Below are 25,463 nucleotides of genomic sequence, written 5' to 3'. Positions count from 1 at the left end.
TGAGTCACATTCTTCTCGATTGTGGTAGCCGATCCGACCAAGCCGAACGGTCGGCTGCCTCGAAGTACTGGTGAGCGTTCAGGTGAGGGCGCGCGTTGCCAAGAAGGAGATCGGCCATGAGCACTTCCATGGACACGCTCGAAGACGTCGTACCGCGGGCCGTCGCGGGTGACCGCGCCGCACTCGAACGCGTACTGGTGTTGATCCAGCCTCCGATTCGCCGCTACTGCGCCTCTCGGATCGGCAATCTCGATGTCGCGGCCGACGACGTGGTGCAGGACGTCTGCCTCGCTCTGGTCACCGCGATTCCCAAGTACCGCGACATGGGCAAACCGTTCATGGCATTCGTCTACGGAATCGCTGCTCACAAACTGGCCGATGCCGGCCGACGATCGGCTCTGCGGCAGACGTTCTCGACGGCCGAGCTGCCCGAGGAGGTGTCGGGTGAAGACGGTCCCGAGCAGGTCGCGCTCGGCGACGAACTCCGCTCCCATGCGCAGGCCCTGATGAACACCTTGCCCCCGAAGTACAGCAAGATCATCCTGATGCGAGTGGTGTGGGGCCTGACCGCACCGCAGACCGGCGAAGCTCTGGGAATGACGGCCGGTGCAGTGCGGGTCGCCCAGCACCGGGCGATGAACATGCTGCGCGCCGAACTGTCGAACTTCTCGCTACTGGCGGCCCGCACAGCTGCCTGACACCGCCCGGTGGAGGGGTGTCCGAGACGTATGTCCGAATCGCCGGATTGAGTAACACCAGCTACATCGGCTCAAGACACGTCGGCAACGTGGCGGTTCTAGGTTACTGAGCCATGACCGCCGTACAGCCAGCGCCGACAGACACCGCGCTGAAAGAGACGCTCGAGGACTACACGCTGCGCTTCGCGCCGCGTAGCTACCGTAAGTGGGGGACCGGTGTTGTCGCGACGTCCGCGCTCGGCGGCATCGCGTATCTCGCGGATTTCGCCATCGGTGCCAATATCGGAATCTCGTACGGAACCGGCAATGCACTGTGGGGCATTCTGGTGTTCGCTGTCGTCATCTTCCTGACCGGCCTTCCGCTTGCCTACTATGCGGCCCGTTACAACATCGACCTCGACTTGATCACGCGTGGAAGCGGTTTCGGCTACTACGGATCGGTCGTCACCAACGTCATCTTCGCGACGTTCACGTTCATCTTCTTCGCGCTCGAAGGTTCGATCATGGCGCAGGGACTCGAACTGGGGCTGAGCATCCCGTTGCCCATCGGGTACGCGGTCTCGACCATCATGGTCATCCCGCTGGTCATCTACGGCATGAAAGCCCTTGCCAAACTTCAGGTCTGGACCACCCCGCTGTGGCTCGTCCTGATGGTACTGCCGTTCGTGTACCTGGTGATCAGCAATCCCGACTCGGTCGGGGAGTTCTTCGCCTACGGCGGTCAGGACGGGGCCGACGGCAAGGGCGTCAACATCGGATCGGTGATGCTCGCGGCCGGAGTCTGTCTCTCGCTCATCGCGCAGATCGCCGAACAGATCGACTACCTGCGCTTCATGCCGCCCAAGACTCCCGAGAACTCCCGACGCTGGTGGGCCGCAGTGCTTCTCGCCGGCCCCGGCTGGGTCATCTTCGGTGCCCTCAAGCAGGTCGTCGGCCTCTTCCTCGCCGTGTACCTGATCGCCAACGTCGTCGACGGATCCAGCATCGCCAACGAGCCGGTGCACCAGTTCCTGGAGATCTACGAGAACTTCATGCCGGGCTGGCTCGCCATGACCCTCGCGGTGATCCTGGTCGTCATCAGCCAGATCAAGATCAACGTGACCAACGCCTATTCGGGATCGCTGGCGTGGACCAACTCCTACACCCGCCTCACCAAGACGTATCCGGGCCGCATGGTGTTCGTGCTGTTCAACCTGGCCATCGCGCTGATCCTGATGGAAGCCAACATGTTCGACTTCCTCAACAGCATCCTCGGCTTCTACGCCAACTGCGGTATCGCGTGGATCGCGGTGGTGGCCTCGGACATCGTGTTCAACAAGTACATCCTGAAGCTCTCGCCCAAGGTGCCCGAGTTCCGACGCGGCATGCTCTACAACATCAATCCGGTCGGCTTCGGATCGATGGCGGTGTCGGCGATACTGTCGATTCTGGTGTTCTTCGGCGCATTCGGATCTGCGATCAAACCGTATTCGCCCATCGTGGCTCTCGTTCTCGCACTGGTGCTTCCGCCCATCCTGGCGGTGGCGACCAAGGGCAAGTGCTACCTGCGACGCACCGATGACGGCATCGATCTGCCGATGTTCGACGAGCACGGCAACCCGTCCGACGAGCTCGTGATGTGCCACGTCAGCGGCATGGAATTCGAGCGACCCGACATGATCGCGTCCAACGTGCCGGGACCCAAAGGGGAGAAGCAGTACATCAGTTCGCTGTCACTGAGCACCGACAAGACGGGGGAGCACATTCTCCCGCCTCAGTGAACTCAGCATGTGAGTGGAACTTCGTAGCAGGCTACGAAGTTCCACTCACATGGGGCGAAGCCGCTCAGATGGTCCGCGTCAACCGATCGGCGAGCAACTTGGAGAACTTGGCCGGATCCTTCAGCTCGGTTCCCTCGGCGAGAAGTGCCGTCGCATAGAGCAATTCGGCGGTCTCGGCGAGGTGCGGATCGTCGCTGCGATCCTCGCGGGCCTTCTTCAATCCCGTCACCAGGTCGTGGTTCGGGTTGAGTTCGAGGATGCGCTTGGAGGTCGGCACGAACTGGCCCGACGCCTTGTACATCTTCTCGAGCTGCGGGGAGAAGCTGAACTCGTCGCCGACGACGCAGGCCGGTGACGTCGTCAGTCGCGTCGACAGACGTACCTCCTTGACGTCCTCGCCGAGGGTGTCGGTCAGCCAGGTGAGCAGGTCGGCGAATTCCTTGTCCTGCTCCTCGCGCTTGGCCTCGGACTCCTTCTTCTCCTCTTCGGTGTCGAGGTCCACCTCGCCCTTGGCGATGGACTGGAACGACTTTCCGTCGAAGTCGGTGACGTTGCCGACCCACACCTCGTCGACCGAATCGGTGAGCAGCAGCACCTCGAGACCGCGAGCCTTGAACGCCTCCATGTGCGGCGAGCTCTCGATCTGCTGACGCGATTCGCCCGTCATGTAGTAGATCTGCTGCTGGCCGTCCTTCATCCGGTCCACGTACTCGGCGAGGGTCGTCAGACCCTCTTCGGAGTGGGTGGACGCGAACGACGAAATGCCCAACAGGGTTTCGCGGTTGTCGGAGTCGGAGATCAGGCCTTCCTTGAGGACCGTGCCGAACTGCGACCACAGCGTCTTGTACTTGTCGGGCTGCTCGCTCTGCAGCTCCTTGACGGTCGAGAGCACCTTCTTGGTCAGGCGACGACGGATCGCGCGGATCTGCCGGTCCTGCTGCAGGATCTCGCGAGAAACGTTGAGCGAGAGGTCCGCTGCGTCGACGACACCCTTGACGAAGCGCAGGTACTCGGGCAGCAGTTCCTGCGAGTCGTCCATGATGAACACGCGCTTGACGTACAGGTGTACGCCGGCCTTGCTCTCGCGCATGAACAGGTCGAACGGCGCCTGCGACGGAATGAACAGCAGCGCTTGGTATTCGAACGTGCCCTCGGCCTTGAACGGGATGACCTCGAGCGGCTCGTCCCAGGCATGGCTGACGTGCTTGTAGAACTCCTTGTACTCCTCCTCGGACACCTCGTCCTTGGAGCGGGTCCACAGCGCCTTCTGCGAGTTGATCGTTTCCGTCTCGATCGTGACGGTGTCCTCGCCGCCTTCCTCTTCGCTCTTGACGCGCTTCTCGACGTCGATGCGAATGGGCCAGGCGATGAAGTTGGAGTACTTCTTGACCAGTTCCTTGATCTTGCGCTCGGACGCGTAGTCGTGGAGGTGGTCTTCCTCGTCGGCGGGCTTGAGAGCGAGCGTGACCGAGGAACCCTGCGGGGCGTCGTCGACGTCGGTGATCTCGTAGGTGCCCTCGCCGGTGGATTCCCACTTGGTGGCGGTGCTCTCGCCTGCCTTGCGGGTGAGCAGCGTGACCTTCTCGGCCACCATGAACGTGGAGTAGAAGCCGATGCCGAACTGGCCGATCAGTTCCTCGGAGGCGGCGGCGTCCTTGGCTTCCTTGAGCTTCTTGCGAACTTCTGCGGTGCCGGACTTGGCGAGTGTGCCGATGAGGTCGATGACCTCCGAGCGCGACATGCCGATGCCGTTGTCCCGGATGGTGAGGGTACGAGCGGAGGAGTCGATGTCGATCTCGATGTGCAGATCCGAGACGTCGACGTCCAGATCCTTGTTGCGGTACGACTCCAGGCGCAGCTTGTCCAGCGCGTCCGAGGAGTTCGAGATCAGTTCACGGAGAAAGCTGTCCTTGTTGGAGTAGATGGAGTGCACCATCAGATCCAGGAGCTGACGCGTCTCCGCCTGGAATTCGAGCTGTTCGGTACTCAATGTCTCCCCTTCTAGCAGCAAAACCGACGCAAATATTCTACGGCAAGGCTACGGGTGAGCTGCGAAGACGTCGGCGCCGCCTACTGTGGTGCCCGTGACGAAGACGAAGTTGGCAGCAGGAGCAACCGCAGCGTTGGGCGGGGCATGGTTGGCGCGTGCGCTGTGGGGGCTTCCGTCGGCCATCGGTGCCAGGAGAGTGCACATCACTCCCTACGCGGCCGGGTCGCCGCGATACCGCGATCGCCGGTTCCACAACTCCGACCCCAGTTCGAGTTACGTCCCGGGTCGCGGCGAGAAGGGGCAGAAGAACATGCTCGTCTCGCTGTTCACCGAGCGAGGTAAGGGCAGGCCGCAGCGGCCGATCCCACTGGCACCGCCGATCGCGCCGGTGGACGCGGGCGAGCTGGCGGTCACCTGGTACGGACATTCGAGTGTGCTCGTCGAGGTCGACGGGTATCGCATTCTGGCCGATCCGGTGTGGAGCAATCGCGTGTCCCCGTCCTCGGTGGTGGGCCCGGCACGGCTGCATCCGACGCCGGTCGACCTGACGGACCTACCTCGGGTCGACGCCATCGTGATCTCCCACGATCATTACGACCATCTCGACAAGGCGACGGTACAGAAGCTGGCGAGCACGCAGTCGGCTCCCTTCGTCGTGCCTCTGGGCATCGGCGCGCACCTGCGCAAGTGGCGGGTGCCCGAGGAACGCATCATCGAACTCGATTGGGACGAGCAGACGGCGATCGGTGGCCTCACCGTCACGTGTACCGAGGCTCGTCACTTCTCCGGCCGCGGCCTGACTCGCGATTCGACGCAGTGGGCGTCCTGGGCGTTCGCCGGTCCGGTGCGGCGTGTCTTCTTCGGCGGCGACACCGGTTACACACCGAAGTTCGCGGAGATCGGCAGCAAGTACGGACCCTTCGACCTGACGCTTCTTCCGGTCGGGGCCTACGACGTGCGCTGGCCGGACATTCACATGAATCCCGAGGAGGCTGTCACCGCGCACGTGGATCTGACGCCGTCGGGAATCTTCGTGCCGATCCACTGGGCGACGTTCAACCTGGCGTTCCATCCGTGGTCCGAACCGATCGTGCGACTGCACGCCGCCGCCCAGGACGTGGGTGTGCAGGTTGCGGTACCGATGCCGGGTCAACGCGTCGACGGTACGAGGGCCCTGCACGACGATCGCTGGTGGACCCGTCTGGGCTGAGGCAGCACTAGGCTGCACCCATGTCTATCGACGCCGATGCACAGCGGGATACCGGGCTGACCGAGGCGGAGGTCGCCGCACTGCGGGCCGAGGGGAAATCGAACGACGTTCCCGCTCGTGCTTCACGTTCGGTTCGCGACATCGTCCGGGGCAATGTGTTCACCCGAATCAACGCAATTCTCGGGGTGCTGCTGATCATCGTGCTCTCGACCGGTTCGGTGATCGACGGCATGTTCGGGCTGTTGATCGTCGCGAACAGTGGCATCGGAATCATTCAGGAGATCCGCGCGAAGCGCACGCTGGATCGGCTGGCCATCGTCGGCCAGAACAAGCCGCAGGTGCGACGTGACGGTGTCTCGCAACAGATTCCGCCCGACGAGGTCGTCCTCGGTGACATCGTCGAACTCGGACCGGGTGATCAGATCGTCGTCGACGGCGAGGTCATCGAGACGGCAAGCCTGGAGATCGACGAGTCGTTGCTCACCGGCGAGGCCGATACGGTGCACAAACTCGAAGCAGCGCAGGTACTTTCGGGCAGCTTCGTCGTCTCGGGCAGCGGGGCCTACCGGGCGACGAAGGTCGGACGCGACGCCTATGCGGCCAAGCTCGCCGAAGAGGCCAGCAAGTTCACCCTGGTCAAGTCCGAGCTGCGCAGCGGTATCGACAAGATCCTGAAATTCATCACCTACCTGATGATTCCGGCCGGGGCGCTCATCATATACAACCAATTGTTCTCCAGCGGGCAGGCTTTGAAGCCTGCTTTGAACGGCATGGTCGCGGCCCTGGTCCCGATGGTCCCCGAGGGTCTCGTACTGATGACGTCCATCGCTTTTGCCGTGGGAGTCATCAGGCTTGGTCAGCGGCAATGTCTGGTGCAGGAGCTGCCTGCGATCGAAGGGCTCGCCCGAGTCGACGTGGTGTGCGCCGACAAGACCGGCACCCTCACCGAGAACGGCATGCGGCTATCGGAATTGGTGTTGATCGACGAGCACGACTCCGACTCGGTGACAAAAGTACTGGCGTCTCTGGCACACGACGACCCGCGTCCCAATGCCAGTGTGCAGGCCGTTGCCGAGGCGTATCCCGACGCGCCGGGGTGGACGCAGAGCGCGGTGGCCCCGTTCTCCTCGGCCAAGAAGTGGAGCGGTCTGTCGTACGGCGAGCACGGTAACTGGCTGCTCGGTGCCCCGGACGTGTTGCTCGACCCGACCTCGGAGACCGCTCGGCAGGCCGAAGACGCCGGATCCAAGGGGCTGCGGGTACTGCTGCTTGCCAGCAGCGACCTCGCCGTCGACGACACCGCGGCACCGGGAGTCGTCACCCCGCGGGCTCTGGTGGTTCTCGAGCAGAAGGTGCGCGAGGACGCCCGAGACACGTTGGAGTACTTCGCAAGTCAGCAGGTTCAGGTCAAGGTCATTTCCGGGGACAACGCCGTGTCGGTCGGCGCGGTCGCCGGCTCGCTCGGACTTCCAGGTGGCGACGCCCCGATCGACGCTCGTGACCTGCCCGAGGATTCCGAGCTACTGGCCGACTCCGTGCAGAACTCGACGACGTTCGGCCGCGTTCGGCCGGACCAGAAGCGGGCGATGGTGGGCGCGTTGCAGTCTCGTGGTCATACCGTTGCGATGACCGGTGACGGCGTCAACGACGTGCTCGCACTGAAAGACGCCGATATCGGGGTGTCGATGGGCTCGGGTAGTGCGGCCACGCGTGCCGTCGCACAGATCGTGCTGTTGGACAACAAGTTCGCGACGCTTCCCTATGTGGTGGGGGAGGGGCGACGCGTCATCGGCAACATCGAGCGCGTGTCCAACCTGTTCCTGACCAAGACCGTGTACTCGGTGTTGCTGGCGTTTCTCATCGGGCTCTCGGGAGTGCTGTCGCAGGTCTTCCATTTCGAGCCGATCCCGTATCCCTTCCTGCCGAGGCACGTGACCATCGCCGCGTGGTTCACCATCGGCATTCCGGCGTTCGTGCTCTCGCTGGCCCCGAACAACGAACGGGCACGCAGCGGGTTCGTCTCGCGGGTGATGCGGTTGGCCGTTCCGTCCGGGTTGATCGTCGGCTCGTGCACGTTCGTGTCGTATCTGCTGGCCTACGCGGGTCCGAACGCCACCGAGACTCAGGTGACCCAGGCGAGCACCACCGCACTGATCACGTTGATCATGATCGCGCTGTGGGTACTGGCCGTCGTCGCGCGGCCGTACACCTGGTGGAAGGTGGTGCTGCTCGCGGGATCCGTCGGCGGATACCTGCTGTTGTTCGCAATCCCGTTCTGCCGCACCTTCTTCAAGCTCGATCCCTCGAACGTCGGTGCCACCACGAGCGCCTTGATCATCGGTGCTGTCGGTATCGCACTCGTCGAGATTGCCCACCGATTCGGATCGGTACTGCGTAATCGAACGACTCTGCGTAACGGACAGAGCGAAACGTAGACTGGGGGCGTTCCGTTTCACCCGACTGGCAGGAGAGTTTCATGGGCTTCGCAGACAATTTGAAGGGCATGGTCGACAAGGGCAAGAACCTTGCGGCAGAGAACGCGGACAAGATCGACGACGTCGTGGAGAAGGCCGGGGACTTCATCGACAACAAGACCGGCGGCAAGTACGCGGACAAGATCGACAAGGCGCAGGAAGCCGCCAAGAAGGCAATTCCGGACAAGTAGGTCGATTCGGGCCGTCCACCCGGTGTTCGGGTCGTCGGTGGTGCCGTAGGGCGCTGCGGGCGGCAGAATCGGGCGGGTGGACGGACCGGTACTTCTTCTCGTAGTCATCTTCGCGATCGCAGTCGCGGGATTCGCCAAGCGTCTGGACCTGCAGGTCCCGCTCGTTCTGGTGACCGTCGGATCCATCGCGTCGTTCGTGCCCGGCGTACCGCACATCAGTCTCTCGCCCCAGCTCATCCTCGGTGTCGTGCTGCCGCCGTTGCTGTACTCCGCGGCGCTGAACTACTCCTTCGTCAGTTTTCGCCGCAACATCGGCCAGATCCTGCGCCTCGGTCTGGTGATGGTGATCGTGACGACCGTGGCCGTCGGGTACTTCGCCAACCTGCTCGTTCCCGAGCTGACTCTGGGTGCGGCCCTCGTGCTCGGTGCCGTCGTGGCCCCACCCGACGCGGTCTCTGCGATCGCCGTCGGCCGCAAGCTCGGCCTGCCCGCGAGAATGATGGCCATCCTCACCGGGGAGAGCCTGGTGAATGACGCGGCTGCGTTGACCTTGTTCACCTTGACCGTTGCGTCGGTGACGGGCAGTCGTATCGAACTCGGCTCACCGGTTCTGTTCTTTCTGTACGAGATCGTCGGCGGCGTGCTGGTCGGATTCGTCCTCTCGCGCATCGTTCGTTTCGTGCGAAACCGGATCGCCGATTCGGCGCTCGAGACGGTGCTCGGACTCGTCCTGCCGTTCGCGGCGTATCTGGCAGCGGAAGAGATTCACGCGTCCGGCGTGTTGGCCGTCGTCACCGCAGGTTTCGTACTGGGCCGTGTCACGGCCGACGTGTCGGTCTCGACCCGGGTGCAGGAGCGCCAGGTGTGGCCGACGGTGGACCTGCTGCTGGAAGCATTCGTGTTCGCGTACATGGGTTTACAGCTGAAGTTCGTCATTTCCGAGGTGCAGCGCGAGGGTCTTCCGGTGCATCACATTTTCGGGTACGCGCTGCTGGTGCTGCTCGTGGTCATCGTCGTTCGTCCGGCCTGGATCTTCTTCAACTCGGGGAGAAACCTGCTCTTTCGCACGGTGTTTCGGCGCGAGGGGGTGGCCGACGGCCTGACGTGGCAGCAGAACCTGGTGCTGTCGTGGGCCGGGATGCGCGGAGTGGTGACTCTCGCCGCAGCCGCGGGTGTTCCGTTCACCACCGTGCTCGGCGAGGAATTTCCCGGGCGGGCGGTGATTCAAGCGGTCGCGTTCGTCGTCGCAGTCGGAACGTTGCTGCTGCAGGGCCTGACGCTTCCGCTCCTCATTCGGCGGTTGGACGTCGCCGATCCACTCGAGCAGCAACGCAACGACAATCAACGACTGCTCTCGCAGGCCATCGCCCGCACGGCTGCCGAGACGTACCTCGAGCGGGCCGCGAAGGACGGCATCTCCGGCGTCGACAGTGACCGGGTAGCCGAGGTGATCGCCCGCGTGCGACGGTCGGTGCGGGCCCGGATGGACGCGGACGAGACCGAGGACCGCGAGAAGCGAATCGCGGCGGCCGGCGCGCTGTTCGACACCCTGCGGCACAATGTCCTGGTCGCGCAGCGGGCCGCACTGATCGCCGCCCGCGACTCGGGGGAGTTGGACGACGAAGCCCTACGCGCAGTGTTGAATGGTCTGGACGTGGAAGAGATCGCGGCCGAGGCACGCATCGAACGACGCACGACGTAGACGACGAACACAGTGGGAGCGCTGAGACAGTGAGGTCGACCGGACTGGTGGCCGCCGCGGCACTCGTGTTCGCCCTCGCCGCGTGCAGTTCGCCTGCCGTGCCTCCCGTGGCTCCGGCACCCACGTCGAATCCGGCACCCGAGGGCTCCGACCGCGGTTCGATCGTCTCGTCGATGCCGCTCGGTCAGGTCGACATCGGTGTTGCATTTCTGGGCGGATCCGCCACGAAGATCGTCTACCGCACCACCGACGGCGTCACCGGAGGCGGAACCGAGACATCGGCAACGGTGTTCGTACCCAAGGGTTCTGCGCCTGCCGGTGGCTGGCCGATCGTCTCGGTCGGGCACGGCACCACCGGTGTCACCGACGAGTGTGCGCCCTCGCTGTATCCGAACCTGTTGGGCACCATCGGCCTGGTGACGCCTTTCCTCGAGCGCGGCACCGTCGTGGTGGTGACGGATTACCAGGGTCTGGGGACTCCGGGGGATCCGGCGTATCTGAATATCGATGCTGCGGCCTACGACGTCATCGATGCCGTGCGCGCCGCGCGTACAGTGGTGCCCGACGTCGGAACCCGATGGGGCGCCATCGGCACTTCTCAAGGGGGACAAGCGGTCTGGGCCGCTGCCGAGCGCAATGCGGAGTACGGCGACGGTTTGGAACTGGTCGGAGTCGCCGCGCTGTCGCCTGCAGCCGATCTCACGCGGTACTTCGCAGCCGACACCGAACAGACCCTGTCCCGTCAGTTGCTGGTGCCGTTTCTCTACGAGGGTCTGCACGTCACGGATCCGAGCGTCGAGCGCTCCGACTACATCCGCGGCACCTTCGCCGACAACGTGACCGCGCTGACGGCGTGCAGCGATCTGCTCGGTTTCTCCAAGGCCGACGCCGGAGCCGTCATCGATCCGGCCGATGCCGTCCCGGCCGATGACCGGGCCGCGAATCGAATGACGGACTGGCTCCGATCGGTGGCGCTGCCGACGTCCCGCACCGATGTTCCGCTGTTCGTTCTGGTCGGCGAGCGCGACGACCTGATCGATCCGCAGTGGACTCGCGACGCCGTGGCGAAAGCCTGCGGACTCGGCGACGACGTGGAACTGCGTTCGGAACCCGAGCAGGGGCACGCGGATCTGGCCGCCAACGGTATCGGCGTCGACTGGCTCGTCGAGCGTTTCCTGAACGTGCCCAACTCGACCACCTGCGCACGATGACCGCGGCACTGGCGTGGATGGCGGTGATCGTGGCGGCGATCGTCACCGCCATCGCGCTGATCAGCCTGCGCGGGCGACGCGATCTGACCACCCCCGAGGAGCGTGCGGTTCATGCCACCCTGCATACCGCGTCGTTGGCGGCGAAGCCGCTGCGGAACGGTCTCGATGCCCGCTCGGCTGCCGCCGCTGCTCCCCATCTTCGAGTCCTGACCGGGGCGGATGCACTGGGTATCTGCGATCCGAGTGCGTCGCTGCTGGCCTGGGACGGGCCGTGGCCGGAGTTGACTCCGGCGTTCGTGGAGGCGGCCAGACGCGCCGTCGACGGGCAGCGGCGCGTGCTCGTGCGGCTTCCGCTCGGCTCGATCCACGAGGTCAAAGCCCTGGTGGTGCAGCCGTTGATCGACGAGGATTCGCCGGTGGTGGGGGTGCTCGGTGCCGCGGTGGTGGCCGAACCAGGCCCGGGCATGCTCGGGGCCATCGCCGAGGTCGCGCGCTACGCGTTCGGTCAGATCGAACTCGCCGAACTGGACGCATCGCGGGCGCGGTTGGACCGAGCCGAGGTGCGTGCACTCCGGGCCCAGATCAGCCCGCATTTCATCTACAACGCGCTGGGCACCATCGCGTCGTTCGTCCGTACCGATCCGGATCGGGCACGGGAACTGGTGCTCGAATTCGCCGACTTCACCCGGTACTCATTCCGCAACGCCGGGGAATTCACCGTGCTCGCCGACGAACTACGCAATATCGATCGGTACCTGACGCTCGAACGGGCCCGGTTCGGCGATTCGCTGCAGGTCACCCTGCAGGTTGCTCCCGAGGTGCTCGGGGTGGCCCTGCCGTTTCTGGCGCTGCAGCCACTGGTGGAGAATGCCGTCCGGCACGGTTTGTCGGGCAAGGCCGACGGCGGTCGCGTCACGATCATCGCCGCCGACGAGGGCACCGACGCCGTGATCAGCATCGAGGACGACGGAGTGGGAATGGACCCCGAGGTACTGCGATCGGGCAGCCTGCACACCGAGGATGCGGCCCACGTCGGACTGGCGAACGTGGACGATCGGCTGCGGGCGGCCTTCGGAAACGACTACGGTCTCGTCGTGGACACCGCACCGGGAGCAGGCACGAAAGTGAGCATGCGGGTGCCCAAGTTCAGGCCGGGGGTGCGGGCATGACGCATCCAGCGAACTCCGGTTCGGCGCGCGGGCTGGTCGTGCTGGCGGTCGACGACGAGCGGCCTGCCCTGGACGAGCTGGCTTTCCTGCTGCGCGAGCAGGAGGCCGTGGCCGAGGTGTACACCGCGCAGGACGCGACCACCGCCCTGCGCCAACTCAAGCAGACCTCCGGTCAATCCGTGGTCGATGCAGTGTTTCTCGACATCAACATGCCCGGCCTCGACGGCCTCGAGCTCGCCGGAATCCTGTCGGCGTTCGCTCGGCCACCTGCGGTCGTGTTCGTCACCGCGCACGACGATCGGGCATTGGCTGCCTTCGATCTGGGCGCGGTGGACTACCTCCTCAAGCCGTTGCGCGACGACCGCTTGGCCGAGGCCGTCCGACGGGTTCTGCTCGCCCGTCGTCGGCCCGCCGAGTCGGCCGAATCGGCTGCCGACGAGGTCATCCCGGTCGAGCTCGGTGGAACCACCACGCTGGTACACCGGTCGTCGGTGGCGTGGGTGGAGGCCGACGGTGACTACGCGCGGCTGCACACCGCCACCGGTTCGCACCTGGTGCGAATTCCCATCTCGGCTCTCGAAAGTCGTTGGGCCGATGCCGGTTTCCTGCGAGTGCATCGTTCGTATCTGGTTTCGCTTTCCTTGGTCACCGGAATCAGAAGCGTCGGTTCGGGCTTGGTGGTGTGTCTGCGCGCCACCGGCGCGCTGCCGGCCTGTGAACTCCCGGTGAGCCGGCGGCACACCAGAGAACTGAAGGACCGGCTCGTGCGCGGTCCGCTGCAGTCGTGGTCGTCACGGTGACGAGAGGTGCGCGGTGAGTCAGCCGCACCGGGAGCGGGTGGTGCTCTCGCAGCGCCGCGGCGCGCGCCTGGTGCGCACCCGCGTCGAGGTGCAGGAGCAAACCGAGGTGGGCGACGCGCTGGTGCGAAGCCTGGTGCGTGCGCAACTCCTGCTGTCGCTGCGCCTGGCAGTGATGACGTTGTCGATCCTGTTCGCGATTCCCCTGTTGGGCATGCTGCTCACCCGTTTCACCGATGTCGCGCCGTTCGGTTTCGGGTTGCCGTGGTTGCTGCTGGGGGTGGCCATCTATCCGTTGCTGTTCGGCGTCGGCCGCGCGTACGTGCGCCGCGCCGAGCGTAACGAGGCCGAGTTCGTCGGCCTGGTCGAGGACTAGGCGCCGGTGAACGGATCGATACCCGTCGCGACACTGATTGCGTTGATCGTGGCCGCGGTGGCAACCGTCGGCATCGGTGTCTACGGAGTTCGATTGGCCCGCACCACGTCCGACTTCCTGGTGGCCTCGCGGACCGTCGGACCGCGGTGGAACGCCGCGGCCATCTCGGGTGAATACCTTTCTGCCGCATCCTTTCTCGGTGTCGCTGGTCTCATCGCCAAGTACGGTGCCGATGCGCTGTGGTATCCCGTCGGCTTCACTGCAGGCTATCTCGGTCTGCTGCTGTTCGTCGCCGCTCCACTGCGCAGGAGCGGTGCGTACACGGTGCCCGACTTCGTCGAATTCCGGCTCGGCGCACCATGGTTGCGTACCGTGGCCATGCTCGTGGTGGTGGTGATCTGCGCGCTGTATCTGGTGCCGCAGTTCCAGGGCGCGGGCCTGACGCTGAACATCCTTCTCGGAGTGCCGGGCTGGGTGGGAGCACTCGCGGTCGGTCTGATCGTCATCGCGAACGTCGTCGGCGGCGGAATGCGCTCGATCACCTTCGTGCAGGCGTTCCAGTACTGGCTCAAGCTCACCGCGATCGCCATCCCCGCACTGGTGCTGACCGTCCACTTCGTCGCCGACGACCGCAGCGTCGGTAGCGCGGCCCCGCCGACCGTCGCCGAGCAGACCCGGGTCGACATCACCACCGACGTGCTCGTGCAGGTCGACTCGCCGGTCGTGGTGTCCGTGACAGGAACCCTGGACGAGCAGAGCGTCGATGGACGTGTGAATCTCGATGCAGGCGAACACCGGCTCGGGTCCGGGACACTGCTCACCCTCGACGCGGGCTCGCCGGTTCCGGTGGTCGCCGGCGCACCGACAACCGACCGCGCCTGGGCGATGCCCGGCGGGGGACTGGGCGGTCAGCACCCGCTCTACCAGGTGTATTCGCTGATCCTGGCCACGTTCCTCGGCACCCTCGGGCTGCCGCACGTGCTGGTGCGGTTCTACACCAACCCCGACGGCCGAGCCGCGCGATTGACCTCGCTGACCGTGCTGGCGCTGCTCGGCACCTTCTATCTGTTCCCGACGGTCCTCGGAGTGTTCGCCCGGCTCTACGTGCCGCAGCTGCTGATCACCGGTGCCTCAGACGCCGCAGTGTTGCTGCTGCCCGGCTCCGTGCTGTCGGGGGTACCCGGCCAGTTGCTGGCCGCACTCGTCGCGGCCGGAGCCATCGCCGCCTTCCTGTCCACGTCGTCCGGCCTGCTGGTCAGCATCGCGGGCGTCCTGAGCACCGACGTACTCTCCGGCAAGGTCCGAGACTTCCGTGTCGCGGCCGTCCTTGCCGGCGCAGTGCCACTCGCACTGTCGATCGGCGTTGTGTCACTGGATCTCTCGCGTACCGTCGGGCTCGTGTTCGCCGTCGCCGCGTCCACGCTGTGTCCGCTGCTCGTGCTCGGCATCTGGTGGCGCGGACTCACCGCAGCAGGAGCCGCGGCCGGGCTGTTCCTCGGCGGCGGACTCTCCCTCGTCGCCGCGTCGATCTCCGTCGTCACCCCCATCTCCGACGGCGTCCTCGGGGGCTGGGCGGCAGCGATACTCGGCTACCCGGCCGCGGTCAGCGTTCCCGTGGCCTTCGCCGCGATGATCGTCGTCAGCCTCGCCACCCGGCGAACAGTGCCGTCGGACATCTCCCGAATCTTCGCCCGACTGCACCTGCCCGAAGGCCTCGACATGGGCAAAGACCGAGAGCGCGAGCTGTAGTGAGAGAAGGCCGTTCGTCGGGTCTGCGCTACCGCTCGTCGCACACTCCCGCAGCCCGTCGTGTGATCGACGCCACCCCCTGATGTTGTGACCTGACTCTCACTACTGTTCCGAGTCAGCTACAGCTCACATCAACTTCAGGAGTCCAAGGTGACCGCACCGGAAACCAATTCGCCACCGGACGCGCAAGCGTTCGTCGACATGCAGGCCAGTCCCGAGTTCCAGGAACTCCGGCACCGCCTGCGTAGCTTCGTGTTCCCGATGGCCGGGTTCTTCCTGGTCTGGTACGTCATCTACGTGCTGCTCAGCACCTACGCCGTCGACTTCATGTCGACCAAGGTGTGGGGCAACATCAACGTCGGTCTGCTGCTCGGCCTCGGCCAGTTCGTCACCACGTTCGCCATCACCGGCATCTACGTGCGGTTCGCCAACCGTGAACTCGATCCTCGCGCCGCAGCCCTGCGCGCCGAGATGGAAGCCTCCCAGGGAGCGAAGCCGTGAATGTAGAAGCCGTGAATGTACTTGCCCAGGCCGCCGACACCACGGTCGGTGAACCGCTCGTCAACATCGCGATCTTCGGCGCGTTCGTCCTCATCACGATGGCCGTCGTCATTCGCGCCTCCAAGAAGAACGCGACGTCTGCGGAGTTCTTCACCGCGGGCGGCGGATTCTCCGGACCGCAGAACGGCGTCGCCATTGCCGGTGACTACCTCTCGGCCGCAAGCTTTCTCGGTATCGCCGGTGCCATCGCCGTCTACGGCTACGACGGCTTCCTGTACTCCATCGGGTTCCTCGTCGCCTGGCTCGTCGCGCTCCTGCTCGTCGCCGAATTGCTCAGGAACACCGGGAAATTCACGATGGCGGACGTGCTGAGCTTCCGGCTCAAGCAAGGCCCGGTTCGTACCGCGGCCGCACTGTCGACGCTGACGGTGTCGCTGTTCTACCTGTTGGCTCAGATGGCAGGCGCAGGCGGACTCGTCGCACTGCTGCTCGACATCTCCGACCGCACCGGACAGTCCATCGTGATCGCCATCGTCGGTGTGCTGATGATCGCGTACGTGCTCATCGGCGGTATGAAGGGCACCACGTGGGTGCAGATCATCAAGGCCGTTCTGCTCATCGCCGGTGCCGCATTCATGACCGTGCTCGTGCTCGCCAAGTTCGGCCTGAACTTCTCCGAGCTTCTCGGCAGCGCGCAGGCGATGGTGTCGAGCTCGGCCGACCCGATCGTCGGTGCTCGTGACGTCATCGAGCCCGGTGCCCAGTACGGCGGCAGCGCCACCTCGAAGATCAACTTCCTGTCGCTCGGCATCGCACTCGTCCTCGGTACGGCAGGTCTGCCGCACGTGCTGATGCGCTTCTACACGGTGCCCACCGCCAAGGAAGCTCGTCGCAGTGTCGTGTGGGCCATCGCGCTCATCGGTGCGTTCTACCTCTTCACCCTCGTGCTCGGCTACGGTGCCGCAGCGATCGTCGGACCCGACCGCATCCTGGCCTCCGCCGGTGGTCAGAACTCCGCGGCTCCGCTGCTGGCCTTCGAGCTCGGCGGCGTCATTCTGCTCGGCGTCATCTCTGCGGTCGCCTTCGCGACCATCCTCGCCGTCGTCGCCGGATTGACGATCACCGCGTCGGCGTCGTTCGCTCACGACATCTATGCGAGCGTCATCAAGAAGGGCAAGGTCGACGACAAGAAGCAGGTCAAGGTCTCGCGGATCACGGCCGTCGTCATCGGCATTCTGGCCATCGGCCTCGGCATCCTCGCGAACGGGCAGAACATCGCCTTCCTGGTGGCGCTGGCGTTCGCCGTCGCGGCAGCAGCGAACCTGCCGACCATCCTGTACTCGCTGTTCTGGCGTCGCTTCACCACCACGGGCGCACTGTTCAGCATGTACGGCGGCCTGATCTCGACGATCGTGCTGATCATCTTCTCCCCGGCCGTGTCGGGATCGAAGACGTCGATGATCCCCGGCTCGGACTTCGCGTGGTTCCCGCTGTCCAACCCCGGCATCGTGTCGATTCCGTTGGCATTCATCCTCGGTATCGTCGGAACGCTGATCTCGAAGGACACCGAGAACACCGACAAGCAGGCCGAGATGGAGGTTCGCTCTCTCACCGGCATCGGTGCGGAGAAGGCCAGCGCCCACTGATCCACCTGTAGGACTGTTCGCGAAGTGCCCGTGTGAGCAAGGCCTCACACGGGCATTTTTCGTCCAGCGGTTACCATCCCTGCTGTGGCCAAGCTGAAGGTTTCCCTCGACGTCCCGCTGACCCCCGAGCAGACGTGGGCGCATGCGTCCGATCTGTCCGGCTACGAGCAGTGGCTCTCCATCCACGAAGCGTGGCGCGGTGAGCTGCCCGAGCAGCTGGCCGTCGGCACCACCCTGGACTCCATCGCCAGCGTGAAGGGCATGCGCAACCGCGTCTCGTGGAAGATCGAGTCCTATGATCCGCCCCGGAAGCTCGAGCTCAAGGGCAACGGTAAGGGCGGAGTGAAGATCGGTCTCGACCTGTCGGTGAAGTCCAAGGGTGACGGGTCCGAGATCACGATCGACGTCAATCTGGGCGGTGCCCCGTTGTTCGGACCCATCGGGTCCGGTGTCGCTCGCGCACTCAAGGGCGACATCGAGAACTCGCTGAAGACGTTCGTCAAGATCTACGCCTGACGGTGTAGGAGTGGAGATGCATGCCCGGTAGGCACAGTGCGCCGTCGTCCGCGACGGGCAACAGAGGGTTCGCCAAGTACGTCGTCGTTGCCGTCGTCCTGCTTCTGATCGTCGCAGGCGGAGTGTTCTTGGCGCAGAAGGTCTTCGGCAGCGACTGCGGTGACCCGTCGAACTACACGTTGGCTGCCGACCCCGCGATCGCGCCGGTACTGCAGAAGATCGTCGACGACTCCGCGCCCGAGGATCTCGGTTGTGCCGAGGTGGCGGTGACGGCGATGGAGTCGGGTCAGGTGTCGGCCGCAGTGGCCAAAGGCGACGACGTTCCCTCGCTCTGGATTCCCGATTCGTCGCTGTGGGTCGGCAAGACCGTGCGATCGACCGCGTCGCTGATCGACCTGGCGAGCCAGTCGGTGGCAAGCACCCCGGCCGTCCTCGCAACCCGCAAGGACGAGGTTCCGTTCTTCGACACGTGGCTCACCGCACTGAAGCTCGAAGGTTTGCGCATCGGTAATCCGTTGGCCAACACCATCTCCGACGCGGCGATCCTCGGGGCGGTAGCCGAGGCGGGTGGAGACGAGAAGGCCCTCGATGCGGTGTCGACGGCGCTCGTGCCGATCGCTCAGGCTCAGGCCGCCACCCGCGGCGAAGCCGATCCCACCACCCGGTTGGACGATCTGGTGGCCGACGGCGGCGTGGCCGTGGTGTCCGAGCAGACCATGTTGGAGTACCGAAACGACACCGGTGCCGAACTCGGTGCGACGGTGCCGCCGACGGGCAGCATCTTTCTGAACTTCCCGCTGGCCGTCACCGAGCCTGCAGGCGAGCGGCACGACAGCGCGAAGTCGGTCGGCAGCGCGCTGGCCGCGGTCATCGAATCCGATCGAGGTCGGGAGATGTTGTCCGAGGCCGGTTTTCGGTCGGAAGACAACGCGCCCCTCGAGTCCGATCGTGGTATCGGTGCCGTCGAGAGTCTGGCGATCGGCGACCAGCAGGCTGCCGAATCGGTGCTGCGTCAATATCAGGTGCTCGCGCTCCCGTCGCGAGCGCTCGTGATGGAAGACGTGTCCGGCTCGATGAACTACAGCGCCGGGGCGAACACCCGGATCGCGATGACGGTGCAGGCCAGCGAGACCGGGAATCGACTGTTTCCCGACAATGCGTCGATGGGATTGTGGGCCTTCTCCATCGGGCTCGGCGGCGGCGATCAGGATTACCGTGAGCTGGCACCGATCCGGCGCATGGACGAGAAGGTCGGCGACACGACCCAGCGTGAAGTGCTGCTGCAGCAGACCCGCACCCTTCCGTCCCTGGTCGGTGGTGGAACCGGACTGTACGACACCACGTTGGCCGCGTTCCGCACCGTGCAGCAGGGCTACGACCCCGATGCGGTGAACAGCGTCATCATCCTCACCGACGGTGCCAACGAGGATCCGAACAGCATCTCGCTCGACGAACTGCTGGCCACACTGCGTACCGAACAGGACCCGTCTCGTCCGGTCGTCATCGTCACCATCGGTATCACCGACGACGCCGATGCGGGTGTGCTGCAACAAATTTCTGCTGCCACCGGGGGCACCAGCTTCGTAGCGCGAAACCCCGCCGAAATACCGAACGTCTTCGTCAATGCACTGAGAAGCCGTTCCGGTCGCTGACGGGAGCGGCTATGCTGTGCGCCGCGTGCTCTCCGTCACGTGGGGTAGTGCGGAGAAGTCCCGCAACACAGTCGTGTCGGGGGTATAAGTAGGGGAGTCAGCGATGTCAGGACGTCACAGCGGCAGTAGTCGCAGGTTCAGTCCTGTCGTGACCTGGGGCGCGGCCGCGCTGGCAGTAGTCGTGGTCGCGGCCGGTGGCTGGTTCGGCGTCCAGGCCGTACGCGCAGCGGGTTCGGACTCGTGCGAATCGCTGGACACGGTCTCGCTCGCGGTGGACACCTCGATCGCCGAACCGGTGCAGCAGATCCTGGCCCAGGCGGGCGAGGTGGACCGCGGCTGCGTCGACTTCGAGGTGCGGGCCGAGCGCCCCACCGACACGGCGACCGAGATCGCAGGTACCGACGAGAACCGCCCCGACCTGTGGATCCCGGACTCGACGTTGTGGCTGCTCAAGACTTTGCGTTCGACCGGAGCCCTGCCCGAACTCGCCAAGACGTCGGTGGCGAACACACTGCCCGTGCTGGTGTCGGCGTCCGACGGCGCCCCGGTGACCGACACCTGGCTCAGCGTGCTGCAGATGCCGGGCCAACGCATCGGCGATCCGCTCACCAGTAGTGCGTCCAACGCTGCGATCCTCGGTGCGCTGGCCGAGTCCGAGGTCGCGATCTCCGACGCCAAAGCCGTGTCTGCCGCTCTGGTGCCCATGGCACAGGACTTCGGCCGGATAGCCGACACGCCCCACGACACCCCGGACCTCGTCGCCCAGGTGGCGACCGAGGGCGGAACCAGCGTCGCCACCGAACAGGCCGTGCTGGCCTACGAGGCAGCGAACCCCGGATCGTCGCTCGCCGAGTCGGTGCCGCCGACGGGCAGCTACTTCCTCAACTACCCCCTCGCCGTCACGGCTCCGGCCGGGCCGGAGTACGACCGCGTCAAGGCCGCCGGGGCCGCGTTGGCGTCGGTGCTGGCCTCGCAGTCGGCGACGGACACACTCGTTGCAGCCGGCTTCCGAACGTCGAGTGGAACCCCCTTGGCCGACGGCAGAGGCGTCGGCTCGGTCGCCGCGTTGGAAATCAAGAATCCGCTGTCGATCGAGACGACGCTGCGCGACTGGGCGGTGCTCGCGTTGCCGCTCCGGACCCTCGTCGTCGAGGACGTATCGGGTTCGATGGCGGCGAAATCCGGCGACTCCACCCGCATCGCGTTGACCGTCGATGCCTCGCTCGGTGCCAACGATCTGTTCAGCGATCAGACGCAGATGGGGCTGTGGGCCTTCTCCATCGGACTCGGTGGTGGAAAGCAGGACTATCGAGAACTGGTGCCGCTCGGCCCGGTCAGCAACACGTTCGACGGTAAGCCGCAGCGTCAGGCCATTCTCGATGCGGTCCGTGGGCTACCGGCTCTGGTCGGAGGCGGAACCGGGCTCTACGACACCACTCTTGCGGCGTTCCGACGTGTCAAGGAGGGCTACGACCCGGACTACGTCAACAGCGTCATCATTCTCACCGACGGCGCGAACGAGGACAACGGCAGTATTTCCCTGGACCAGCTTCTCGCCGCCCTGCAGAAGGAGCAGGATCCGGTGCGTCCCATCGTGATCATCACGGTCGGCGTCACCAGTGATGCCGATCCGGTTGCGCTGCAGCAGATCTCCGCGGCCACCGGTGGTACGAGCTATGTCGCGGAGGATCCCCGCGATATCCCGGACGTGTTCGTCAAGGCGTTGAACTCACGCACCGAGCGTCTCGCGGGGGAGTAGCTCACCGCAGCAGGAAGCTGATCGCGATCGCGGCCGCGCAGGCCAGCGTCACCACCACCAGAGTCGCCGCGTCCGAGGCCTTGAAACGTGCCTCGGTGGCGGTGATCATGCCGGTGCCCCCGCGTGCGGTGATGGCTTCACCCATCTCGTCCGCGCGTCTGATGGCCACCGACATCACCGTGGTCACGATGTCGACCAGCGAGTTGTCCGACGCACTGTTGACCACGGGTTTCGGGCGCAGCCGTCGGGCGGCGTTGAGGGTGCGCATCTCCTCGATGAGCAGTGGAAGCGACCGCAGGCTGAGCGCTACGGCGATCGCCCACTCGTCGACCGGCAGCTTCAGCTTCTTCAGCGGTGCACCGAGTTTCGACACCGCCGGAGCGATATCACTCATCGACGTCGTCCACCCGATCATCATCGATGCACCGAGCAGAACGAACACGAACAGCGTCGCACGGAAGTACAGCAGAACCGCTGCGCCGCCGATGGGCAGATTGATCAATGCTCCGACGCCGAAGAGTGCCCAGATCCACCACGGCGGGCGCGGTAGTGCTGTGATCGGAATATGGGCAATGGCAGCGGCGATGACCAGCAGTGCGAACACGATGCCGAGGGCAGGCCACGTCGGAGCCACGACGAGCGTGATGCTGAGCAGCAACACCACGATGAGCTTGGTGCCCGCCCACAGTCGATGAATGGGTGAGAACCGCGGAACCTGGCGCAGTACGACGGTCGTCACGAATGCACGCTCCCATGAATCGAATCGGAGACGATGTGGCCGTCGGCCATCGTGATGGTTCGACTGCAGACGGCGTCCATACCGTCCACGTCGTGCGAGATGACCACGATCGATACGCCGCGCTCACGCAGGCCGGCGAGGACGCCGATGATGTCGTCGCGTCCGGGCGGGTCGAGTCCGGCCAGCGGCTCGTCGAGCACCAAGATGCGGGGTCGACGAGCGATCAGACCGGCCAGCACCACGCGTCGCATCTGCCCGCCGCTGAGCGAGTCGACGTCGCGTGCGGCCAGTGACCGGTCGAGGCCGACGGCATCCATCGCGGCCGACACTGTGGCAGAACCGGTTTCGGGCCCCGCGGCCGCGGCGATGTCCTCGGAGACGGTGCGCCGCTGCAACTGCAGGCGCGAATGCTGAAAGGCCAGCCCGACGTCGCCGACTCGCGACGTCATCGCCTTGCCGTCGAGCTGCGCGACGCCGGTGGTGGGCCCGGTCAGTCCGGCCATGATCCACGCCGAAGTCGACTTGCCCGAACCGTTTCCGCCGAGAACGAGAACTCCCTCGCCTCGCTTGACGGTGATGTCGACGCCGTTCAACGCCGATTGTGCCCACGGGGTGCGCCTGTTGTAGACGTGCCGCACGTCGCGTAGTTCGAGCAGGCGCGGGCTCGAATTGTCGTGCAGAACAGCAGCGTTGCCGGTCCTGGTCTGCATCCACAGAGTGTCGTGCTCCACCTGCATGCCCTCGTGTAGATGTACGACGCGATCAGCGGCAACAGTTTCCGAGACATGATGGGTGACGAGTACGACCGACATCCCGTGCCGACGGGGCAGTGCCGCGAGTAGCGAGACCAGATGTTCCCGGCCCGAGGCGTCGATCATGGCGGTTGCCTCGTCGGCAATCAGTAGAGCGGGACGCCGAGCCAGGGCCGCGGCGACAGCGAGTCGCTGCATCTCGCCGCCGGAAAGCGAGGCCGTGTCGCGAGCACCCATGCCGCTCAACCCCACCTCGTCGAGCAGGGCGTCGACGTCGGGGCGAGAGTCGCCGGGTGGCAGTCCCCATACGACGTCGTCGGCGACGCGGGTACCGAGGATCTGACTTTCGGGTCGCTGCAACACCACTGCGGTGCCGCCGTACCGGCCGAGTCCGGTGGAGCCGGGACGAGTCACCGAGCCCTCGGAGGGTTCACGGCCTGCGAGGATGCGCGTCAGCGTGGATTTGCCGGATCCGTTGTGGCCGACGATCGCGACGAATTCTCCCGGTTCGATGTGCAGGTCGATGCCGCTCAACGCTGCCGATCTGCTGCCGGGATATCGGTAGCCCACGGCGGTCAGGGTGACGGGCAGTGGCGCGATCTCGTCGTCGATGCCCGAGACGAACGGCTCCGGTGTGGGGATGGCCGAGAGGCGGTCGAGGATGGCGGTGAGGATCAGCCACGCGAACAGAGTTCCGGTGACGATGCCGAATGCGATGGACCCGCCGACCCACCACCACCAGTTGTCGAGTACCGCTGTGCTGCTGCTGCGAATGACATCGGGGATGGCCTGCGGGGCGGATACCCGCTCGAACAGTCGGGAGATGCCTTCGATGGTGTTGCGGAGCGTCTCGAGAAACAGCTGCCGTAGCGGGACGAGGATCAGCAGCAACAGCACCGCGAGGGCTCCGAGTGCCGGTCCGACGATTGCCGACGTGACGAGCACGCCGAACAGGCCTTGTTTCCGGCGCTTCGCCCGGCCGACCAGACCGCCCAGCAATGCCGCACTGGCCACGGTGAGCGCCGTCTGAGTGCCGGCCGCGACGAATCCTACGAGTATGCCCGCCACCGCTGAGGTGACCAATGCTCGCGTGCGATAGCGCAGGGCCACCACCGACATGGGAATAGCGGCGACTACCTGCAGAATCGCTGCCATCGGCACCAGCACGCCGATCACCGTCAGCGCGACGGTGAAGCTGCTCATCACCGCAGCGGTCGCCAATTCTTGCGGACCGAGGGGCCCGGACTCGGGACGGTGGGCAGCGCTGACGGTCACCGCTCCAGTGTGCCAGCTCGACTGAGGCACACTGTCTGCGTGACTTCCGAGATCGCGACCCGCAGGCGACTTCATCCGGCATGGATCGTCGCGGCCGTGGCGTTCCTTGCCCTGGTCGGCGCAGCCGGATTCCGCGCGGCACCGAGTGTGTTGATGGTGCCGCTGCAGGAAGAGTTCGGCTGGCCGCGGTCGATGCTGTCGCTCGCGGTGGGCGTCAACCTGGTGCTGTTCGGTCTGACGGCACCGTTCGCCGCGGCGTTGATGGAGCGTTTCGGGATCCGAGCTGTGACGTCGACGGCGTTGGTCGTCGTGGCAGCGGGCAGCGCTCTGAGCGTGTTCGTGACCCAGGCATGGCAGTTGGTGTTGACGTGGGGCGTCATGATCGGGTTGGGCACGGGGTCGATGGCTCTGGTGTTCGCGGCGGTGGTGACGAATCGATGGTTCGTACAGCGTCGAGGGCTCGTCTCGGGCGTGTTGACCGCGGGCAGCGCGACGGGGCAGTTGATCTTTCTGCCGTTGATCGCTCAGCTGGTCGACCGATCCGGTTGGCGCGCAGCGTCGTTCCTCATCGCCGGGGGCTCGCTGATCGTGGTGCCGTTCGTGTTGCGGTGGCTGCGCAACATGCCGGCCGATGTCGGCGTGACTCCGTACGGCGCACCCGCCGACTACGTCCCGCCGGCGGCGGTGTCGACCGTGAACCCCGCGCGCGCAGCGGTGCAGGCTCTACGCGACGCGAGCCGAGTACGAACCTTCTGGGCGTTGGTGCTCGGATTCGCGATCTGTGGCGCAACGACCAACGGGCTCATCGGAACTCACTTCATACCGTCGGCGCACGACCACGGAATGCACGAAACCACCGCAGCGGGTCTGCTGGCGGTGGTGGGAATCTTCGACATCGTCGGGACGATCGCATCGGGTTGGCTGACCGATCGAGTGAATCCGCGGTATCTGTTGGCGGCCTATTACGGCTTTCGCGGAATCTCGCTGCTGTTTCTGCCGTGGTTGCTGTCGGCAACCATTCAACCGTCGATCGTCATCTTCGTAGTGATCTACGGATTGGATTGGGTGGCAACGGTTCCGCCCACGATTGCTCTGTGCCGAGAGGTGTTCGGCGACAAGGGTTCTCTGGTGTTCGGATGGGTGTTCGCCTCACACCAGATCGGAGCGGGCATCGCGTCCGTCGTCGCGGGCATTGTGCGTGACGCCACCGGCGCATACACGATGGCGTGGTTCGGCGCGGCCGGCTTGTGCGCGGTTGCTGCCGTCGTGAGCATCAGAACAGGAAAGCCCTCGTAG

The 25,463-nt window shown here is 65.2% G+C and carries 20 protein-coding genes; 17 read left to right on the top strand and 3 right to left on the bottom strand.

What is annotated here, in order from left to right; all coding sequences use genetic code 11:
• Nucleotides 1-116: 116 nt before the first annotated feature.
• Both shbA and CH281_RS15850 read left to right on the top strand, forming a co-directional pair.
• On the top strand, nucleotides 117-698 hold the full coding sequence (shbA, locus tag CH281_RS15855; protein WP_027495956.1) for an RNA polymerase sigma factor ShbA: 582 nt from the start codon (nucleotides 117-119) through the stop codon (nucleotides 696-698).
• Between the two features lie 113 nt (nucleotides 699-811).
• Nucleotides 812-2,458 carry a purine-cytosine permease family protein gene (locus CH281_RS15850; RefSeq protein WP_094694783.1) on the top strand — a complete coding sequence of 549 codons (1,647 nt, stop codon included), beginning with the start codon at nucleotides 812-814 and terminating at the stop codon, nucleotides 2,456-2,458.
• A gap of 64 nt (nucleotides 2,459-2,522) precedes the next feature.
• Here CH281_RS15850 and htpG read toward each other — a convergent pair whose 3' ends face one another.
• Nucleotides 2,523-4,448, bottom strand: coding sequence for a molecular chaperone HtpG (gene htpG, locus CH281_RS15845; RefSeq protein WP_094694781.1), 1,926 nt, complete (start codon nucleotides 4,446-4,448; stop codon nucleotides 2,523-2,525).
• Between the two features lie 94 nt (nucleotides 4,449-4,542).
• Here htpG and CH281_RS15840 point away from each other — a divergent pair, with 94 nt between their 5' ends.
• The 14 genes from CH281_RS15840 (at nucleotide 4,543) to CH281_RS15775 (ending at nucleotide 21,401) form a co-directional block, all read left to right on the top strand.
• Nucleotides 4,543-5,658 carry an MBL fold metallo-hydrolase gene (locus CH281_RS15840; protein WP_094694833.1) on the top strand — a complete coding sequence of 372 codons (1,116 nt, stop codon included), beginning with the start codon at nucleotides 4,543-4,545 and terminating at the stop codon, nucleotides 5,656-5,658.
• Nucleotides 5,659-5,678: 20 nt separating this feature from the next.
• A complete protein-coding gene (locus CH281_RS15835) occupies nucleotides 5,679-8,093 on the top strand; it encodes an HAD-IC family P-type ATPase (protein WP_094694779.1) in 2,415 nt (804 codons plus the stop codon).
• A gap of 41 nt (nucleotides 8,094-8,134) precedes the next feature.
• Nucleotides 8,135-8,323, top strand: a complete 189-nt coding sequence (locus CH281_RS15830) for an antitoxin (protein WP_032371276.1) — start codon at nucleotides 8,135-8,137, stop codon at nucleotides 8,321-8,323.
• Between the two features lie 76 nt (nucleotides 8,324-8,399).
• A complete protein-coding gene (locus CH281_RS15825) occupies nucleotides 8,400-10,025 on the top strand; it encodes a Na+/H+ antiporter (protein ID WP_032381694.1) in 1,626 nt (541 codons plus the stop codon).
• Between the two features lie 29 nt (nucleotides 10,026-10,054).
• A complete protein-coding gene (locus CH281_RS15820; RefSeq protein WP_179274209.1) occupies nucleotides 10,055-11,236 on the top strand; it encodes an alpha/beta hydrolase family protein in 1,182 nt (393 codons plus the stop codon).
• Nucleotides 11,233-12,405, top strand: a complete 1,173-nt coding sequence (locus tag CH281_RS15815) for a sensor histidine kinase (protein WP_032365963.1) — start codon at nucleotides 11,233-11,235, stop codon at nucleotides 12,403-12,405. The genes CH281_RS15820 and CH281_RS15815 overlap by 4 nt, the downstream gene beginning before the upstream one ends.
• Nucleotides 12,402-13,205 (top strand): LytR/AlgR family response regulator transcription factor, encoded by an 804-nt coding sequence (locus CH281_RS15810; protein ID WP_032371273.1) that lies wholly within the window; start codon nucleotides 12,402-12,404, stop codon nucleotides 13,203-13,205. Before CH281_RS15815 ends, CH281_RS15810 begins: the two co-directional genes overlap by 4 nt.
• A gap of 13 nt (nucleotides 13,206-13,218) precedes the next feature.
• On the top strand, nucleotides 13,219-13,578 hold the full coding sequence (locus tag CH281_RS15805) for a hypothetical protein (protein ID WP_032371272.1): 360 nt from the start codon (nucleotides 13,219-13,221) through the stop codon (nucleotides 13,576-13,578).
• A gap of 6 nt (nucleotides 13,579-13,584) precedes the next feature.
• A complete protein-coding gene (locus tag CH281_RS15800) occupies nucleotides 13,585-15,327 on the top strand; it encodes a sodium/solute symporter (RefSeq protein ID WP_032371271.1) in 1,743 nt (580 codons plus the stop codon).
• Nucleotides 15,328-15,528: 201 nt separating this feature from the next.
• Entirely contained in the window at nucleotides 15,529-15,828 is a 300-nt protein-coding gene (locus CH281_RS15795; RefSeq protein WP_063216896.1) for a DUF485 domain-containing protein, read from the top strand.
• 11 nt (nucleotides 15,829-15,839) lie between these two features.
• Nucleotides 15,840-17,474 (top strand): solute symporter family protein, encoded by a 1,635-nt coding sequence (locus CH281_RS15790; protein WP_032373078.1) that lies wholly within the window; start codon nucleotides 15,840-15,842, stop codon nucleotides 17,472-17,474.
• A gap of 84 nt (nucleotides 17,475-17,558) precedes the next feature.
• Nucleotides 17,559-17,990: a type II toxin-antitoxin system Rv0910 family toxin gene (locus CH281_RS15785; RefSeq protein ID WP_027495972.1), complete on the top strand. Its 432-nt coding sequence runs from the start codon at nucleotides 17,559-17,561 to the stop codon at nucleotides 17,988-17,990.
• A gap of 20 nt (nucleotides 17,991-18,010) precedes the next feature.
• Nucleotides 18,011-19,642 (top strand): substrate-binding domain-containing protein, encoded by a 1,632-nt coding sequence (locus CH281_RS15780; protein WP_094694777.1) that lies wholly within the window; start codon nucleotides 18,011-18,013, stop codon nucleotides 19,640-19,642.
• 148 nt (nucleotides 19,643-19,790) lie between these two features.
• Nucleotides 19,791-21,401, top strand: coding sequence for a VWA domain-containing protein (locus CH281_RS15775; RefSeq protein ID WP_230591091.1), 1,611 nt, complete (start codon nucleotides 19,791-19,793; stop codon nucleotides 21,399-21,401).
• Nucleotide 21,402: 1 nt separating this feature from the next.
• On the opposite strand, the gene CH281_RS15770 is transcribed toward CH281_RS15775, so the two are convergent.
• A complete protein-coding gene (locus CH281_RS15770) occupies nucleotides 21,403-22,140 on the bottom strand; it encodes an energy-coupling factor transporter transmembrane component T family protein (protein ID WP_032371267.1) in 738 nt (245 codons plus the stop codon).
• Nucleotides 22,137-24,167, bottom strand: coding sequence for an ABC transporter ATP-binding protein (locus CH281_RS15765; RefSeq protein WP_230591090.1), 2,031 nt, complete (start codon nucleotides 24,165-24,167; stop codon nucleotides 22,137-22,139). Before CH281_RS15765 ends, CH281_RS15770 begins: the two co-directional genes overlap by 4 nt.
• Nucleotides 24,168-24,206: 39 nt before the next feature.
• Between CH281_RS15765 and CH281_RS15760 the strand changes: the two genes are divergently transcribed.
• Nucleotides 24,207-25,463 carry an MFS transporter gene (locus tag CH281_RS15760; RefSeq protein ID WP_032365954.1) on the top strand — a complete coding sequence of 419 codons (1,257 nt, stop codon included), beginning with the start codon at nucleotides 24,207-24,209 and terminating at the stop codon, nucleotides 25,461-25,463.

The organism is Rhodococcus sp. 06-221-2, assembly GCF_002258365.1.
Taxonomy (GTDB): Bacteria; Actinomycetota; Actinomycetes; order Mycobacteriales; family Mycobacteriaceae; genus Rhodococcoides; species Rhodococcoides fascians.
The sequence above is the reverse complement of the archived record's forward strand: the minus strand, read 5'-3'. Positions and strand labels throughout refer to the sequence as shown.